Source organism: Pseudomonas sp. NMI760_13 (genome assembly GCF_021283245.1).
GTDB lineage: Bacteria > Pseudomonadota > Gammaproteobacteria > Pseudomonadales > Pseudomonadaceae > Aquipseudomonas > Aquipseudomonas peradeniyensis.
The window spans coordinates 68,955-85,021 of record NZ_JAJSRC010000012.1; the positions used below are offsets into that span (position 1 = coordinate 68,955).

The window sequence follows — 16,067 nt, forward strand, 5'->3', positions numbered from 1 at the left end:
GACAGGGCGGGACAATACGCAGGACGCTGACCTTGGTTGGAGTCCTCTATGTCGAACCCGGGCGTACCTGCAAAGCGGCTTGGCCTGCTCGGCGACGAGTTGTCGGCCTGGGGCGTGGCCCTGGCGGCGCTGGTCGCCGGGGCGTTGCTCACGGCCGCCCTGGCGATCGCCACCCAGACCTTCTACCAGCAGCAACTGCGCCAGCGCTTCGAGCTGCTGGCCAGTGAGCGTTACAGCCGCATCGCCGAGCGTTTCGAGGAGCAGGAGCAACGCCTGGATGGCTTGCGCCGGTTCTTCGCCTATTCCACTGAAATCACCCCCCGCGAGTTCGATGGCTACGCACGTCCCTTGCTGCACCGCACCCAGGCTTACTCCTGGGCACCGCGGGTAGCGGCCGCGCAGCGCGAGGACTTCGAGCGGCGCGCCAGTGCCTGGCTGGGCCAGCCCTATCAGATCCGCGACCTGGACGCCCAGGGCGATTGGCAGGCCGCGCCTGCGCGTGATCACTACTATCCGGTGCTGTACACCCAGGCGGCGAGTCGCCAGGCCCAGCCCTACGGCTTCGACCTGGGTGGGCAGCCGCTGCGCGCCGCGACCTTGGCCCGGGCCGCCAGCCCCGGCAGCATGGCGGTGTCGGCGCCGCTGGACATGATCAACGTCGAACCGACTTATACCCGTGGCCTGCTGATAGTCGCCCCGGTGTTCGCCGATGAAGCGTCTGTGGGCGATCCCCTTCGAGGGTACGTCATGGCCTTGCTGAGCCTGCATCAGCTGATCGCCGAGAGCCTGCCGACGGTGGCTGACGACAACCTGGTGGTGCGCATCCTCGACCTGTCCACAGAGGGTGGTCACGAGGTGCTGTTCGACTCAGGGATGCCGCCGGCGCGCATGGGCTTTGCCAGCAGTCACCTGCTGCACCTGGCGGACCACCACTACCAGCTCGACATTCGTCCCAGCCAGGGCTTTCTTGCCGCCAACCGCTCGTCGGCGGTGCCGGTGGTGGCGTTGCTCGGTGGCCTGCTCAGTGTCTTGCTGGCGCTGCTGCTGTACAGCCTGTTCAGCCAGCGCCAGCGTGCCCTGGGCCTGGTGGCCCGGCGTACCGCCGAGCTGCGTATCAGCGAGCAGTCATTGCGCGAGACCCACAACCAGTTGCGCAGCGTGCTTGATGCCGCGACCCAGGTGGCGATCATCGCCACCAGCCTGCGCGGGGTGATCGGCACGTTCAATGCGGGCGCCGAGCGCATGCTGGGCTATTCGGCCGGCGAAGCGCTGGGCCAGCTGCGCCTTGAGGACCTGGTCTTGCCCGAGGAGCTGCGCCAGCGGGCCCATGCCTTGAGCGTGCGCTTCGGGCGCGAGGTTGGCGCGGGCCAGGCGATGTTCGCCGAGACGGTGCAGGAGGGCGGCGCGGAGCCGGCGGACTGGACCCTGGTGCGCAAGGATGGCAGCCACCTGCTGGCCAACATGCTGGTGACGGCGGTGCTGGACGAGCAGGGGTTATGGGTGGGCTATCTGGCGATCTGCATCGATGTCACCGAGCGGCGCCGGGTGCACGAAGCCCTGGCGGCCCGCGACCGGCTGTTGGAAAAACTCAGCGCCGAGGTGCCTGGCGGGATCTACCAGTATCGCCTGGACGCCGATGGTCATTCCTGTTTCCCCTACGCCAGCCAAGGTCTGCACGACATCTACGAGGTGGACCTGGCAGTGCTGCGCGAGGACGCCGCGGCGGTGTTCGAACGTATCCACCCGGACGACCTGGAGCGAGTGCGGCGCTCGGTGCGTTACTCCGCCGAGTACCTGACGCCGTGGCGGGAGGAGTACCGGGTGTGCCTGCCGCGGGCGGGGTTGCGCTGGGTGCGGGGGGAGGCGACGCCGGAGGTCGGCGAGCACGGCAGCACGCTCTGGCATGGTTACCTGACCGATATCTCGGACCTCAAGCGGGTGGAGGAGGAGCTGCGGGCGCTGTCGGTGACCGATGCGCTGACCGGGATCTACAACCGGCGATATTTCCAGGAGCGGCTGCGCAACGAACTGGATCGGGCGCAGCGGGATGGGTTGGACCTGGCGGTGATCATGCTGGATATCGATCACTTCAAGCGGATCAACGATCAATACGGGCATGCGGTGGGGGATCATGTGCTGCGCAGCCTGTGCCAGCGGATCGGGCAGCGGTTGCGGCGGACCGATGTGTTTTGTCGGTTGGGGGGGGAGGAGTTCATGGTGTTGTGTCCGGGGAGTAATGCCGAGCAGGCGCGGGTGCTGGCGCAGGAGTTGTGGCAGGGGGTTCGGAGTGTGCCGGTCGAGGGGGTGGGGCGGGTGACGGCGAGTTTTGGGGTGGCGGGGTGGCGGGTTGGGGAGGGGGCGGATGCGTTGTTGTTGCGGGCGGATGCTGGGGTTTATGTGGCCAAGCAGGGGGGGAGGGATCGGGTTGAGGGGGAGTTGTCTTGAGTTAAGCTTGATCTGTTGTTTGATTGTTTGATTGTTTGATTGTTTGATTGTTTGATTGTTTGATTGTTTGATTGTTTGATTGTTTGGTTGTGTTGAAAGTTTTATGCGCATTCATTTGTGATGTCGACGCTTAGTCACCTTTCCGCCCTTACGGCGGGTTACTTTGGTCTTGGCCAAAGTAACCAAAGCCGTTGCGCTCCATTCATCCGGCCCTACGCTTCGCTCCGGGTCCCCTCACTCCGGCCTTGCTCCCGGGAGGACCGCGCTGCAGGGCCCATCCTGGGCCCCAGCGCTTGACGGGCATCCATGCCCGTCACCTCCCTCCGCAAGACCTGCGTTCGGCCTCCTGAAGTCGCGAAGTTACGGGCGGCGCCTGGACTGGCGCAGCTATCGCTAGTTTAAACTTAATTGATCTCTCGATCGCATCGCGGGGCAAGCCCGCTCCCACGCAATAGTCGCCGTTATATATAACCCTGTAGGAGCGGGCTTGCCCCGCGAAAGGGATGGAACAGTCAATGCATAACTAACTGTCAAACAACTAAATTCGCATTTCTTGCTCTTGCTCTTGCTCTTGCTCTTGCTCTTGCTCTTGATTCTAAGCGCGCGATAGTCCAGGCGCCACCAATTGCGACTTCAGGAGGCCGAGCGGAGTTCTTGCGGAGGGAGGTGACGGCCATGGATGGCCGTCAAGCGCTGCGCCCCAGGATGGGGCGTTCAGCGCGGTCCTCCCGGGAGCAAGAACGGAGCGAGGGGACCCCGGAGCGAAGCGTAGGGGCCGGATGAATGGAGCGAGCGGTTTTTGCCTACTTTTGCCCAAGAGCAAAAGTAGGTCGCCGTAAGGGCGAAAAGGTGACTATGCGTCACCATCGCCAATGAATGCGCTTACATCCATCAAAACCAACACCTTAAAGCCAAGCCCCAACCCCAACCCCACTCAAATCAAGGCATCACCCCAACAGTCCCATTCCCCACCTTGGGCTGGCGATAAAGATCCAGCAACACCTGGTCCAGCACCTGGGAAGCCCCCCAAGGCTTGGGATCATTGAGAATGGCCGCCACCGCCCAGGTGTGCCCGTTACTGTCCCGGCTGAACCCGGCAATCGCCCGCACGGTATTCAGGGTCCCGGTCTTGATGTGCCCTTCGCCCGTCATGGCCGTGCGCTTGAGCCGCTTGCGCATGGTGCCGTCCATCCCCACCAGCGGCATCGAGCTGATGAACTCCGCCGCGTAAGGGCTCTTCCAGGCCGCCTGCAACAGCGCCGCCATCTCGCGGGTGCTGACCCGCTCGGCGCGGGACAGCCCCGAGCCGTTCTCCATCACCAGGTGCGGCGAGGTGATGCCTTTCTTCGCCATCCACTGACGCACCACACGCTGGGCGGCACGGGCATCGTCGCCGTCGGCGTCGGTGCGGAACTGCGCGCCAAGGCTCAGGAACAGCTGCTGGGCCATGGTGTTGTTGCTGTACTTGTTGATGTCGCGGATCACTTCCACCAGGTCCGGCGAGAAGGCGCGGGCCAGCAGGCGGGCACTCTTGGGCACGTTTTCGATGCGATCGCGACCCTGGATGCTGCCGCCCAGCTCGTTCCAGATCGCCCGCACGGCACCGGCCGCGTAGGTCGGGTGGTCCAGCAGCGACAGATAGGTCTGCGAGTTGCAGCCGTCGGCGAGCTGGCCACTGACCGTGACGCTGACACCGTCCGGCTGGACTACCGGGTTGTAGCGCACCTCTCCGGTGCACTGCTTGCCGGCCACGGCCTTGACCTGGTTGTCGATGCGGATGCTGGCGATCGGCGGCTCGACCGAGACGTTGACCTTGCCACCGTCGTTGCGGGCAACGAAGCGCAAAGCCTTGAGGTTGACCAGCAGCGAGTCCGGCTTGACCAGGAACGGCTTGTTCTCGTCGCCGCCATCGTCATCGAACTGTGGCAAGTTGGGCTGCACGAAATGGCTACGGTCCAGGACCAGGTCGCCGGTCACGGTACGAACGCCATTGGCGCGCAGGTCGCGCATCAGCAGCCAGAGTTTCTCCATGTTCAGCTTGGGGTCGCCGCCACCCTTGAGGTACAGGTTGCCGTTAAGCACGCCGTTGTTCAGGGTGCCGTCGGTGTAGAACTCGGTTTTCCATTGGAAAGTGGGGCCCAGCAGTTCCAGCGCGGCGTAGGTGGTGACCAGCTTCATGGTCGAGGCCGGGTTGACCGACACATCGGCGTTGAACACGGTCGCCGTGCCCGGGCCGTCCAGCGGCAGCATGACCAGCGACAGGGCGGAGTCCTGCAGCTTGTTGGTCTTGAGCGCCTGCTGCACCTTAGGTGGCAGGCTGGTGTTGACGGCGGCGGCCTGCACGGACAGCGACAGGGGCAGGAACAGGCCGGCGAGCAGCAGTGGGCGGAGCGTCTTGATCATAAATGGACAAACCCTGCAGGCGAGGGGAAAAGACAACGGGGCTGTAGGAAGTGATGGCCCCAGGACAAAATGTAGTGCGCATTATGCCCCAAGCAGCACGAGCATGGGCCTCATTCGACGGAAAAGCGCCGCTAGGCGCCGGAAACTGGTAAAGTGCCGCGCGTAATTAATTGAGAGGATTGTTTCATGGCTACCAACCGTTCCCGTCGCCTGCGCAAGAAACTGTGCGTGGACGAATTCCAGGAGCTGGGTTTCGAACTGAACCTGGGCTTCAAGGAAGACCTGTCCGATGAAGCCATCGATGCCTTCCTCGACGCCTTCCTGGCTGAAGCCATGGATGCCAACGGCCTGGACTACGTCGGTGGCGACGACTTCGGCCTGGTTTGCAAGGCCACCCGTGGTTCGGTCAACGAAGAACAGCGCGCCGCTGTCGAAGCCTGGCTCAAGGGCCGCAGCGAACTGACCAATATCGAAGTCAGCCCGCTGTTGGATGCCTGGTACCCGGAAAAACCGGTCAACCCGGCTTCCTGATGAATGGCGGCGGTACGTCTTGTACCGCCCTCATCCGACCTCGGCCAGGTGCTCCCGTTGCCTGGCCAGGGCTTTCTCCACGCGGCGCATGTGCCGCGCCAGCGCCTGACGGCGCCGTTTCAGTTCAGCCTGGGGCAAGTCCGTCACCTCCAGCGCCTCGCACGCCTCGATCAACGCCTGAGCATCCAGCATCCGTCCCGCGCTGAGGATCTTGTGTGCCTGTAATGCCAGCTCGCCGCCCTCGCGTTGCGGGTCGATGGCCATCAGCGCCTGCAGGTCCTGGCGCAGGCTCAGCAGCAGGGTGTCGAGGATGCGGTCGCGGTCGGCGAGGTTGTCGCCAACGATCGCCGACAGGCCATCGAGATCGAACCGCACGGCGGGCGTATGGTGCTCGTCTTCCTGGTAGGCAATCCGTGCAAGGGCCTTCAACCGCTGCCCCAGCACCTGCAGGCCGATGGGCTTGAGCAGGCAATCGTCCATGCCTGCATCCAGGCATTGCTGGCGCACCTCGGGCTGGGCGTTGGCGGTGTAGCCGAGGATGGTGCAGCGTGGCCGGTTGCGCAGTTGCTCCTCCATGCGCACGGTCCTGGCCAGTTCGAAGCCATTCATCAGCGGCATGTTGCAGTCGACGATGAGTATATCGAAGCAACCCTCGCGCCACTTGCGCAGCCCTTCGCGTCCATCTTCGGCGCTTTCCTGACCAAGGCCCAGGTAGTTCAGTTGCTGTGCCATCAGCAACAGGTTGGCTGGGTGGTCGTCGATCACCAGGATGCGCAGCTGCTGGTCCGGTTGCGGGATTTCCGTGGGCGATCGGGGCTGGGGCGTGACCGGATCGACGCATTGCAGCGGCATCACCAGACGGACCCGGGTACCGACGCCCTGCAGGCTCTGCAGGGTGAGCTCGCCGCCCATCATCGTGCACAGGTCGCGGCTGATGACCAGTCCTAACCCGGTGCCGGCCCTGGCGCCGTCGCTGTAGGGGTTGGCCTGCACGAAGGGGGAGAACAGGCGTTGCAGGTCTTGCTCGTGGATCCCGATACCGCTGTCGCGCACCTCCAGGTCGAGCGTCGGCATGGCAGGTTCGCCATCGTTGCGCAACCTGGCGGTGATGCGCACTTGCCCCTGTTCGGTGAACTTGATCGCATTGCTCACCAGGTTCGACAGCACCTGCTTGAACCGTAGCGGATCGAGCATGGCGTGGCAGCGGGCCTCGGGAGCAATCACCACGTCCAGCACCAGGCCCTTGTGCCGGGCCAGGCCGTCGAATACGCGGCCGACCGACTCGACCAGGGCCGCAAGGTCGACTGCTTCGGGGACCAGGGACATCTGTCCGGACTCGATCCGGGCGATATCCAGGATGTCGCCGATCAGCCCCAGCAGGTCACTGGCCGAATGATGGGCGACCTCCAGCGCAGGGCGGTCCAGCTTGCCCTGGTCGGCGCGCTTGAGGGCAAGTTCCAGCATGCCGATGAGGGCGTTCATCGGCGTGCGGATCTCATGGCTGATGGTGGCCAGGAAGGTGCTCTTGGCCCGATTGGCGTCATCGGCCTGTTGCTTGGCCAGGCGCAGGTCCTGGACCAGATTGCGGCGCTCGCTGATATCGATCCAGCCACCGATGATGCCCTGCATCTCGCCCACCGAGTCGCGGTAGGGCAGGATCCAGTGATAGATCGTCAGCTCGCGGTCCCGCAGGCGCAGGGGGCGATCGAGGATCAAGGGTTTGCCCTGGGCCATCACCCGCTGGTAGTCGTCCTGGACCTGGCGGGTATAGTCGCAGTCGCTGAAGGGGGCCTCGTCCAGGCTCTTGCCCAGGACTTCCTCGAGACTGGCGCCGACGGCCTGCAGGTAGCTGTCGTTGCAGCTTTGCAGGCGTCCGTCACGGTCGCGAACATACATCGGATGAGGCGTGCCATTGAGCAGCGCACCCATGAATTCCAGTTGGTCGTTGAGCGCTCGTTCGGCCCGCTGACGCTGCTTGATCTGACGGCGCAGCCGGGCGTTCCACACCAGTGCGAGGACCAGCAGCACCGCAATGCCCCCCGCCACCTGAAGGATCAGCCGGCGGTAGCTGCGCCAGTAGGCGTCGTCACGCAGGCCATGGTCGCGCCAGCGGCTGTTGATCACCCCCAGTTCCTCCGGCGAAATGCTCAACAGCGCTTTGTCGAGGATCGCCGCCAGCTCGCTGGCCCCGGCGGCGGTCGCCATGGTGAAGGCTGCCGGTTCCGTGCCCACCGTGCTGCGGATGACCAGATTGTTGCTGGTGGCGAGCATGTGGTTGGCGTCGATCAGGGTGGCGATTGCCGCATCCACCGCGCCGCTGCCGAGCAGCACCATGGAGTAGTAGGTGCTTTCGGTGGCGACCTGGTGAATCCGTGGGTGACGTGCCGCGAGCAGGGCGGCCACGCTGCTGTCGCGTGGCACGGCGACGCGCTTGCCCTTGAGTTGCTTGAGGTTGCTGGGCTGGTCGTTGCCGGTGTGGCTGACCAGCACGTAGGCGCTTTCGAGGTAGGGCCGGCTGACCTGCAGCGGGCTGCCGCGACGGGCGTCGGTGGAGAGGCTGGCGATGATATCGGCGCGACCGGACTCGAGCTGGTCGACCATGTCGCCATCGCCGCTGGCGCGCCGGATCTCGAAGCGCAGGCCGGTGCGCAGGCGGATGAGTTCTAGCAGGTCGGCGACGATGCCACGCAGGCGGTCATTGTTGTCGAAGAAGGTCAGGGGCGCGGCGGTGTCGTTGACCACCACGCGCATGATCGGATGTTCGCTCAGCCACTGTTCCTCGCGCGCCGACAACTGCAGCTTGCGATCGGTCAGCAGGCTACCGCTGCTGGCACTCCAGCGCTTGAAGATATCGTTGCGGGTGGTGTTGGGCTGGGCGTCGAGGGCGGCGTCCACCAGGGACTGGAGGGTGAGTGCGTCCTCGCGCATGGCGAAGCTGAAGCCCACGGCTTCGTGCTTGCCGAAATTGGCCATGCGCAGGTGCGGCAGGTGCCCCTGGCTGATCAGGTAGTGGGTGGAAATGGTATCGCCGATGAACACGTCGGCCTGCTCGAAGGCCACGGCATTCAGCGCCTGGGTGGAGGACTCGAAAGTCAGCAGCTCGGCCTTGGGGTAGTTGGCGTGAATCTCCCCGGGCGGCAGGTAGTGATACAGCATGCTCAGGCGCATGCCCGTCAGGCCCGTGTCCAGCGCCCGGGTTTCATCCTCGCGGGTCACCAGCACCGGTTGGTCGATGGCGTAGGGCCGCGACAGCGCCAGGCCCTGGGTCACCGCTTCATAGCCGTTGGCGCTGCCCAGCAGGTCGATATGCCCGCTCTTGAGCGCCGCGACCGCCGCCGGCCGGCTGGGAAAGCGCTGCACCCGCACCGGCAGGCCCAGGGCGCTGCCGATCAGTCCGGCGTAGTCGGCCGTCAGCCCCTGGTACTCGCGCCCGCCCGTGGCGATGTCGAACGGCGGGTAGTCAGGGGCCGAGGTGCCCAGCACCAGTTCCCGGCGCTGCGCGAGCCAGTCGCGCTGGGCCGGTGTCAGGCTGGGCTGGACCGATGCCGGCGCTGAACGGCTGAGCAGGGTATAGGTTCGCCCCGTGTCGACGGTCACGCCGGCACCTTGCAGCGGCATGCCCAGGCACAGCAGCGATGTAACGATGCACCTCCACATCATGACCTCAGACCAGCGCGTTGCGTTTGGCGACGTCGATCAATTCCACCAAAGTGCTGGCGCGCAACTTGTGCATGAGACGTTTCTTGTAAGTGCTGACGGTCTTGTTGCTGAGAAACATGCCCTTGGCAATCTCCTTGTTGCTGCGCCCCTGGGCAAAAAGTTGCAGGACCATGAGTTCCCGATCATTGACCTGGCGGAACAGTTCCAGCTCCTGGTTGCTGCCCGTCGGCGGTGGATTGAGCGCCTGGCTGGGGAAATAGTTGTACCCGGACAGCACGGCCTTGATCGCGCTGAGCAGTTCGCTGAGGTCTTCCTGCTTGCACACGTACCCGGCCGCGCCGGAGTGCATGCAGCGCACGGCGAACAGTGCCGGCGATTGGGCTGTGAGCACCAGGACCTTCAGCGGGATGGCCATGGCCTGCAGGCGCGAGAGCATCTCCAGGCCGTCGAGCTTGGGAATGCTGATGTCGAGGATGACCAGGTCCGGCGGGGTCTCGCGGATCAACTGCATGGCGTCCACGCCGTTGTCCGATTCCCCGACCACCTTGTATCCCTGGTTTTCCAGCAACATCCGTATCGCCAAACGTATGACGGGATGGTCATCAACTATAAAGACTGAGTGCATATTCAACATTCCATGCGGCGCGTGAAGGCAGCCGGCACATTAGCTCAGTTGAATGTCGACGGGCAGGGAAGTGGCTGCCAAAACCGGGATATAGGAATTTACTTACAGTGTTGGCGAAACATTGCTACGAGTGATGTAGATATTGACAGGGATTTGTCAGGGTTTGATCGTTTTGGTGGGGTTGCGTAGTGAGCGTGTTTATTGGGAATCAATATTGCGTGGGAAATTTCATGCGTATTAAACGTCAGTCGTTTCAAGGACGTTTGGGCGCGAGGTTATTGATCGGGTGAGGGCCTCCAGGTGTCCGCCGCGATCCATGCAGCGCCTATGAGATCGAGCGCCGCCCGCGCGGCGCATCGCGGCACAAGGCTGCTCACACAGGCATAGCGCGTGGCTTGAGGGCCGCGCGGTCGCTGTGGGAGCGGCTTCAGCCGCGAACACCGGCGCAGCCGGTGCCAGGCACCGCGTCGTCTGCTTCGCGGGTAAACCCGCTCCCACAGGGATCGCGCCAGATTCTAGAAATTGAGCAAGACAGTTGCTCCCACATCTGTTTCGGGCCAATTATTCCTGTGAATGAGACGGCGCCCGCCTTGGTGCATGCCTCAAGTCCTGCGGGGCGGCATTGGTGTCCATGCTGAAATTGCGTCGGGCCAACAAGGCGGACCAGGTAATGGCACAGGATTGACTGGCCCGAAACAGATGTGGGAGCGGCCTTGCGTCGCGATGCGCCGCGCGGGCGGCGCTCGATCTCATAGGCGCCGAAAGTTTCGCGCCGAACACCCCGTCATCCCCTCACTTCGGACTGGACCGCCCGGTCATTTCCAGAGCCATTTCACTGGCGTAGCTGTCGGTCATCCCGGCGATGAAGTCGATCATGCGCAGGAAGGCGTCGTGCAGCGAACCATGCGGGTCGGGGGCGTTGTTGCCGATCAGGTCCAGCACCCGCCGGCTCTTGAACGACGGGGTACGCCCGCCATGCTGTTCCAGCGCCGCGCCACAGAAGGTATTGAGCAGGATCTCCAGGGTCGTGTAGGCGCCGATCTCGTGCAGGGTCTTGCGCTTGTCCTGGAAGATCTTCTTGCGCGCCATGTCCTTGGCCTGCAGTACGCAGCGTTGCGCCGGGCCATGCATGTGCTCGACCAGGTCACCCGCCAGGCTGCCGGCGAGCAGGGCCTGCTGCTGTTCGACGAAGGCCTGGGCGGCGGCATTGGTCAGGTGCTCGATGGCCTTGCCGCGCAGGATCGCCAGCTTGCGCCGACGTGATTCGCCGGGCCCTAGCAGGCGATAGGTTTCCGGCAGGTCATCGCCCACCAGGTCCAGCAGCAGCGCCTCGACCTCGGCGTATTGCAGCAGGTCCATCTCCAGCCCATCCTCGAGGTCGATCAGGGCGTAACAGATGTCGTCCGCGGCCTCCATCAGGTACACCAGGGGGTGACGGGCCCAGCGCTGGTGCTCCAGCTGCGGCAGGCCGAGCTTGCCGGCGATCTGCTCAAGCAGCCCCAGTTCGCTCTGGTAGCAGCCGAACTTGTGCTTCTTGTAGCCCAGGGCGTCGGCGTGGCGTGCCGCCCATGGGTACTTGAGGTAGGCGCCAAGGGTGGCATAGGTCAGGCGCATGCCGCCGTCGAACTGGTGGTATTCGAGCTGGGTGAGCACGCGAAAGCCCTGGGCATTGCCTTCGAAGTTGAGGAAATCGGTGCGTTGATCGTCGCTCATGTCGTCCAGCCAGCCGCGCCCGGCGGCCTGCTGGAACCAGTGACGGATGGCGTCCTCGCCGGAATGGCCGAACGGCGGGTTGCCGATGTCGTGGGCCAGGCAGGCCGATTGCACGATCATTCCCAGATCGCTGGGTTCGCACCAGTCCGGCAGTTGCTCGCGCAGGGTCTCGCCGACGCGCATGCCCAGCGAGCGGCCGACGCAGCTGACCTCCAGGGAGTGGGTCAGGCGGGTGTGGATATGGTCGTTGCTGGATACGGGGTGCACCTGGGTCTTGCGCCCCAGGCGGCGGAAGGCGCCGGAGAAGATGATGCGGTCGTGGTCCTTGTGGAACGGGCTGCGGCCGAGTTCCTCGGGGCTGTAGAGGGCCTTGCCCAGTCGTTCGCGGGTCAGCAGGGTGTGCCAGTCCAAGGCGTGATCTCCCATCGTAGAGTCGGGATAGCTTCCTGCGTCCGGCGCGCCCGCGCAAGCGTCGGACGCGCCTTGGCCTCAGGGGCGGCGGCTGTTGCCGAGGAACAGGCGGATCAGCGGTACCAGGCTGGTGCCCAGGCGCACCAGGCGCGCCAGGTTGCCGCTGCGCACGCCCTTGCCGGTGAGAAAACCCAGGGCGACGACGGCGCCGATACCCCACAGCGAGCCGTGCTTGACGCCCAGGCCCTCGCCGAACGAGCCGCCCATGCCGCGCAGGCGGCGGACCGGTTCGAGCAACTGGCCGGACTCGTGGCGGATTTCCTGGCGGTGCATTTCCATGCGCAGGCGCAGCAGCGCCTTGCGCAGCTCACGGGGGTTACGGGTGTTGGGCAGTTCGGGCAGGCTCATGGCAGCAGGCGCTCCCGATCCTTGGCCAACTCCTCGAGGGTGGCATTGAACGGCGAGGATTCATCGAACACCGCGGCTTTCAGGCGCAGGCCGCAGTACAGCGCGGCGAGTCCGTAGAACACGCACAGGCCGATGATCCCGGCCAGTCGGTAACTGTCCCACAGCAGCACCAGCACCAGGCCCGACAGCGCGGTCAGCAGCAGCAGGGCGAACACCAGGGCCAGACCTGCGAACAACAGCAGACTGAGGGTGCGGGCCTTCTGCTCCTGCAACTCGATGCCGAACAACTCGATATGGCTGTGCAGCAGGCCCAATATGGCCGCGCCCAGGCGCCGACCGGAGGCGCCCGTGCCGATGGCGTCGTTGTCCATGCCGGCTCCTCAGCGCTTGGCCAGCAGGCCGATCAGCAGGCCGACGCCGGCGGCGATGCCGATGGCCTGCCACGGGTTCTCCTGCACGTATTCCTCGGCGCTGCCAAGGGCCGCCTGGCCGCGAGCGCGCACCGAATCCTGGGTCAACTGCAGGGTCTCGCGGGCCTGCACCAGGCGTTCGTGGATCTGCTCGCGCAGTTCGTCGGCCTGGTCGCCGGCCAGGTTGGCGGTGTCGGCGAGCAGCTTCTCGGTATCGCGGACCAGAGCCTGGAAGTCAGCCATCAATATTTCCTGTGCAGTCTTTGCCGATTTGCTGGCCATGGATGGGCCTCTCCCTGTGGATGTGTGCTGGTTATTTCGAGTGATCGGTGGCGCGGAAGGTTCAGCGGGATGTGTTGGTACAGCGCTTGCTAAAAAGCGGTGCGTGTCCGCCGCGGCTTGCGCCGAAACCATGCGCCAGCGTTGCGGATACCGCTAAACCTTAACCCAATCCACGACAAACCCAAGAAAAAACCACGCAGGCGCCGCCCGGCTCACCGAAACGGGGCAGGGGCCTGGCACCGATCCGGTGCATGGATGCCGGTTCTTGAACTGTCCTGGTGCCTTTTTGCAGGTCTGCCACTTCATGGAAAACATGCACAGCGCGATGGACTCCCTGGTCCATGGCTCCAACACCTTGTTCATCCTCATGGGCGCGATCCTGGTCCTGGCCATGCACGCGGGGTTCGCCTTTCTCGAGGTCGGCACGGTGCGGCACAAGAACCAGGTCAACGCCCTGTCGAAGATCCTCAGTGACTTCGCCGTCTCGGCCCTGGTGTATTTTTTCATCGGCTACTGGATCGCTTATGGCGTGAGTTTCCTGCAACCGGCGGCGACGCTGGCCAGCGATCACGGCTATGCGCTGGTCAAGTGTTTCTTCCTGCTGACCTTCGCCGCGGCCATTCCGGCGATCATCTCCGGCGGTATCGCCGAGCGCGCGCGCTTTGCGCCGCAACTGTGCGCGACGGCGTTGATCGTGGCGTTCATCTACCCGTTCTTCGAAGGCGTGGTGTGGAATGGCAACTTTGGCCTGCAGGCCTGGTTGCAGGCGCGTTTCGGCGCGCCGTTCCATGATTTTGCCGGATCCGTGGTGGTACACGCCATGGGCGGCTGGCTGGCGCTGGCGGCGGTGTTGCTGCTCGGCGCGCGCCGTGGCCGCTACCGCGACGGACGCCTGGTGGCGTTCGCGCCGTCAAGCATTCCGTTCCTGGCGCTGGGCTCGTGGATCCTGATCATCGGCTGGTTCGGCTTCAACGTCATGAGCGCGCAGACCCTGCAGGGGGTGAGCGGGCTGGTGGCGATCAACTCGCTGATGGCCATGGTCGGCGGCACGCTGTCGGCCCTGCTGGCCGGGCGTAACGACCCGGGCTTTCTGCACAACGGCCCGTTGGCCGGCCTGGTGGCGGTGTGCGCGGGCTCCGACCTGATGCACCCGGTGGGCGCGCTGGTCACCGGGCTGGTGGCCGGTGGCCTGTTCGTCTGGTGCTTCACTGCCGCGCAGAACCGCTGGAAGATCGACGACGTGCTGGGGGTATGGCCCTTGCACGGCGTGTGTGGCATCTGGGGCGGCATTGCCTGCGGCGTGTTCGGCCAGGCGGCCCTGGGTGGCCTGGGCGGCGTCAGCCTGGTCAGCCAGCTGCTGGGGAGCCTGGCGGGTGTGCTGGTGGCGTTGGTCGGCGGTTTTGCCGTGTATGGCTTGATCAAGGCGCTGCATGGCCTGCGCCTGAGCCACGAGGAGGAGTTCCAGGGCGCGGACCTGGCCGTGCACCGGATCGGCGCCACCAGCCAGGATTGAGCCAGGTCAGGTGCGCGTTGGCGGGGACGGACCTAGAATGAGCATCCATTCATGCGAATTACGGATGTCTGCATGCTCCCTGAAACCCAGTTGTTCGGCACCGTGGGGTGCCACCTGTGTGAAGTGGCCGAGGCCGTGCTGATGCCGTTCGTCGAGCACGGCCTGCTGGTCGAGCTGGTCGATATCGCCGACAGCGAGGCGCTGTTCGAACGCTACGGGCTGAGCATCCCGGTGCTGCGCCGTTGCGATACCGGCGCCGAGCTGGGCTGGCCGTTCGATGCCGAGCAGGTGGTGGCCTTCCTCGGCTGAGTCGCGCATTGACGAGCGGGTGGCTCGCTCCGTATGCTGTATATAAATACAGTATCCGAGGTGAAGCCATGCTCAATGTCGAGCAACTCAAGTACAGCGTCAATCACATGGCTCCCGAGCGTGTGTGCGAGGCCGTGCTGGAATTGCGCCTCGACGGCATCGTCACCGACGAACGCACGCCGTTCGGCAAGGTGCATTTCAACACCTGCTTTGCCGAGATCGAGGCGCTGTTCCAGCGCGCCGGCTTTCACCGTCCGCTGGACGTGGTGGGCTATCAGGGCCTGAGCTACGCCCTCTACGATCCGGGGCGCTGGGACGCGGTGCAGGTGCTGCGCTGGCTCAAGGCGCGCTGCGAGCCGGCCAGCGAGGCTGGTTGAGGGGCAGGGGGTAGGAGATAATGTCCGCCCACGTAGAACCGAGCCCGATGATGACCACGCCTTTCGACCCCGCCCACCAGCAAGCCAGTACCGTATGCCTGCCTCCGGGGCCCTGGGCAAACGTGCTCGACTGCCTGTGCGATCACTTCAAGGGCATCGCGCGTGAGCAGTGGCTTGACCGCTTCGCCCGGGGCCGGGTGCTGAATGCCGACGGCCAGCCTATTGCGGCGGATACGCTCTATCGGCGGGGCATGCGCTTGCACTATTTCCGTGAAGTGCCCAACGAGAAGGTGATCCCGGTGCAGGAAGAAATCCTGCATGTCGACGAGCACCTGGTGGTGGCGGACAAGCCGCACTTCCTACCCGTCACGCCCACCGGCGAGTACGTCGAACAGACGCTGCTGCGCCGGCTCATCCGGCGCCTGGACAACCCGCACCTGGTGCCGCTGCACCGCATCGACCGGCACACCGCCGGGCTGGTGCTGTTTTCCGCCAACCCGCAAAGCCGTGGCGCCTATCAGCGCCTGTTCCCCGAGCGGCGCATCGACAAGCACTACCAGGCCATCGCAGCGGCCATGCCGCAGCATGACTACCCGCTGGTGCACCGCAGCCGTCTGGTGCATGGCGAGCCGTTCTTCCGCATGCATGAAGTGGAAGGGGCCGACAACAGCGAAACCCACGCCTGTGTGCTGGAGAAGAATGGCGAGCTGTGGCGCTATGGCCTGTCACCGGTCACCGGCAAGACCCATCAGTTGCGGGTGCATATGGCGGCGTTGGGCGCGGGGATCTGCAACGATCCTTTTTATCCGCAGCTGGTCAACGAACAGGATGATTACGCGCGGCCACTCAAGCTGCTGGCCCACAGCCTGCGCTTCGAGGATCCGTTGACGGGTGAGGTGCGTTATTTCGAAAGCCGCTTGGAGTTGGATTGGTAAAGGCCAGTCCCACATCTTCGCCCGGCGCTGTCTTGGGCAAATGTC

General features: G+C 64.6%; 13 protein-coding genes. 6 read left to right on the top strand and 7 right to left on the bottom strand.

Features of this window, described 5'->3' with window-relative positions:
- Window positions 1-48 precede the first annotated feature (48 nt).
- Window positions 49-2,445, top strand: coding sequence for a sensor domain-containing diguanylate cyclase (locus LU671_RS14640; RefSeq protein ID WP_232856031.1), 2,397 nt, complete (start codon window positions 49-51; stop codon window positions 2,443-2,445).
- Window positions 2,446-3,384: 939 nt separating this feature from the next.
- Here the strand turns inward: LU671_RS14640 and dacB are convergent.
- Window positions 3,385-4,848, bottom strand: a complete 1,464-nt coding sequence (gene dacB / locus LU671_RS14645; protein ID WP_232856032.1) for a D-alanyl-D-alanine carboxypeptidase/D-alanyl-D-alanine endopeptidase — start codon at window positions 4,846-4,848, stop codon at window positions 3,385-3,387.
- A 186-nt stretch (window positions 4,849-5,034) separates the two neighbouring features.
- Here dacB and LU671_RS14650 point away from each other — a divergent pair, with 186 nt between their 5' ends.
- Complete coding sequence (locus LU671_RS14650) at window positions 5,035-5,379, top strand: YggL family protein (protein WP_050704800.1); 345 nt, start codon at window positions 5,035-5,037, stop codon at window positions 5,377-5,379.
- Window positions 5,380-5,409: 30 nt separating this feature from the next.
- On the opposite strand, the gene LU671_RS14655 is transcribed toward LU671_RS14650, so the two are convergent.
- The 6 genes from LU671_RS14655 to LU671_RS14680 form a co-directional block, all read right to left on the bottom strand.
- Window positions 5,410-9,036, bottom strand: coding sequence for a transporter substrate-binding domain-containing protein (locus LU671_RS14655; RefSeq protein WP_442964129.1), 3,627 nt, complete (start codon window positions 9,034-9,036; stop codon window positions 5,410-5,412).
- Window positions 9,037-9,043: 7 nt separating this feature from the next.
- Window positions 9,044-9,664, bottom strand: a complete 621-nt coding sequence (locus tag LU671_RS14660; protein ID WP_050704801.1) for a response regulator transcription factor — start codon at window positions 9,662-9,664, stop codon at window positions 9,044-9,046.
- Window positions 9,665-10,456: 792 nt separating this feature from the next.
- Window positions 10,457-11,788 carry a deoxyguanosinetriphosphate triphosphohydrolase gene (locus LU671_RS14665; RefSeq protein ID WP_203647478.1) on the bottom strand — a complete coding sequence of 444 codons (1,332 nt, stop codon included), beginning with the start codon at window positions 11,786-11,788 and terminating at the stop codon, window positions 10,457-10,459.
- Window positions 11,789-11,866: 78 nt separating this feature from the next.
- The gene (locus tag LU671_RS14670) at window positions 11,867-12,196 is read right to left on the bottom strand and encodes a hypothetical protein (protein WP_203647477.1); all 330 of its coding nucleotides are present in this window, start codon (window positions 12,194-12,196) and stop codon (window positions 11,867-11,869) included.
- Window positions 12,193-12,567, bottom strand: a complete 375-nt coding sequence (locus LU671_RS14675; protein WP_203647476.1) for a phage holin family protein — start codon at window positions 12,565-12,567, stop codon at window positions 12,193-12,195. Before LU671_RS14675 ends, LU671_RS14670 begins: the two co-directional genes overlap by 4 nt.
- A gap of 9 nt (window positions 12,568-12,576) precedes the next feature.
- Window positions 12,577-12,888 carry a DUF883 family protein gene (locus LU671_RS14680; RefSeq protein ID WP_186713711.1) on the bottom strand — a complete coding sequence of 104 codons (312 nt, stop codon included), beginning with the start codon at window positions 12,886-12,888 and terminating at the stop codon, window positions 12,577-12,579.
- A gap of 304 nt (window positions 12,889-13,192) precedes the next feature.
- Here LU671_RS14680 and LU671_RS14685 point away from each other — a divergent pair, with 304 nt between their 5' ends.
- From LU671_RS14685 to LU671_RS14700, 4 genes are all read left to right on the top strand, one after another.
- A complete protein-coding gene (locus LU671_RS14685) occupies window positions 13,193-14,401 on the top strand; it encodes an ammonium transporter (protein WP_232856033.1) in 1,209 nt (402 codons plus the stop codon).
- A gap of 72 nt (window positions 14,402-14,473) precedes the next feature.
- Window positions 14,474-14,710, top strand: coding sequence for a glutaredoxin family protein (locus tag LU671_RS14690; RefSeq protein WP_050704806.1), 237 nt, complete (start codon window positions 14,474-14,476; stop codon window positions 14,708-14,710).
- Between the two features lie 68 nt (window positions 14,711-14,778).
- On the top strand, window positions 14,779-15,087 hold the full coding sequence (locus LU671_RS14695; protein ID WP_203647475.1) for a transcriptional regulator: 309 nt from the start codon (window positions 14,779-14,781) through the stop codon (window positions 15,085-15,087).
- Between the two features lie 50 nt (window positions 15,088-15,137).
- The gene (locus LU671_RS14700; RefSeq protein WP_232856069.1) at window positions 15,138-16,022 is read left to right on the top strand and encodes a pseudouridine synthase; all 885 of its coding nucleotides are present in this window, start codon (window positions 15,138-15,140) and stop codon (window positions 16,020-16,022) included.
- Window positions 16,023-16,067: the final 45 nt, after the last annotated feature.

Excerpts from the sequence above, each read along its gene's own strand:
- LU671_RS14640 (WP_232856031.1), top strand. The coding sequence starts at position 49 with ATGTCGAACCCGGGCGTACCTGCAAAGCGGCTTGGCCTGCTCGGCGAC.
- dacB (WP_232856032.1), bottom strand. The coding sequence starts at position 4,848 with ATGATCAAGACGCTCCGCCCACTGCTGCTCGCCGGCCTGTTCCTGCCC.
- LU671_RS14650 (WP_050704800.1), top strand. The coding sequence starts at position 5,035 with ATGGCTACCAACCGTTCCCGTCGCCTGCGCAAGAAACTGTGCGTGGAC.
- LU671_RS14655 (WP_442964129.1), bottom strand. The coding sequence starts at position 9,036 with ATGTGGAGGTGCATCGTTACATCGCTGCTGTGCCTGGGCATGCCGCTG.
- LU671_RS14660 (WP_050704801.1), bottom strand. The coding sequence starts at position 9,664 with ATGCACTCAGTCTTTATAGTTGATGACCATCCCGTCATACGTTTGGCG.
- LU671_RS14670 (WP_203647477.1), bottom strand. The coding sequence starts at position 12,196 with ATGAGCCTGCCCGAACTGCCCAACACCCGTAACCCCCGTGAGCTGCGC.
- LU671_RS14675 (WP_203647476.1), bottom strand. The coding sequence starts at position 12,567 with ATGGACAACGACGCCATCGGCACGGGCGCCTCCGGTCGGCGCCTGGGC.
- LU671_RS14680 (WP_186713711.1), bottom strand. The coding sequence starts at position 12,888 with ATGGCCAGCAAATCGGCAAAGACTGCACAGGAAATATTGATGGCTGAC.
- LU671_RS14685 (WP_232856033.1), top strand. The coding sequence starts at position 13,193 with ATGGAAAACATGCACAGCGCGATGGACTCCCTGGTCCATGGCTCCAAC.
- LU671_RS14690 (WP_050704806.1), top strand. The coding sequence starts at position 14,474 with ATGCTCCCTGAAACCCAGTTGTTCGGCACCGTGGGGTGCCACCTGTGT.
- LU671_RS14695 (WP_203647475.1), top strand. The coding sequence starts at position 14,779 with ATGCTCAATGTCGAGCAACTCAAGTACAGCGTCAATCACATGGCTCCC.
- LU671_RS14700 (WP_232856069.1), top strand. The coding sequence starts at position 15,138 with ATGACCACGCCTTTCGACCCCGCCCACCAGCAAGCCAGTACCGTATGC.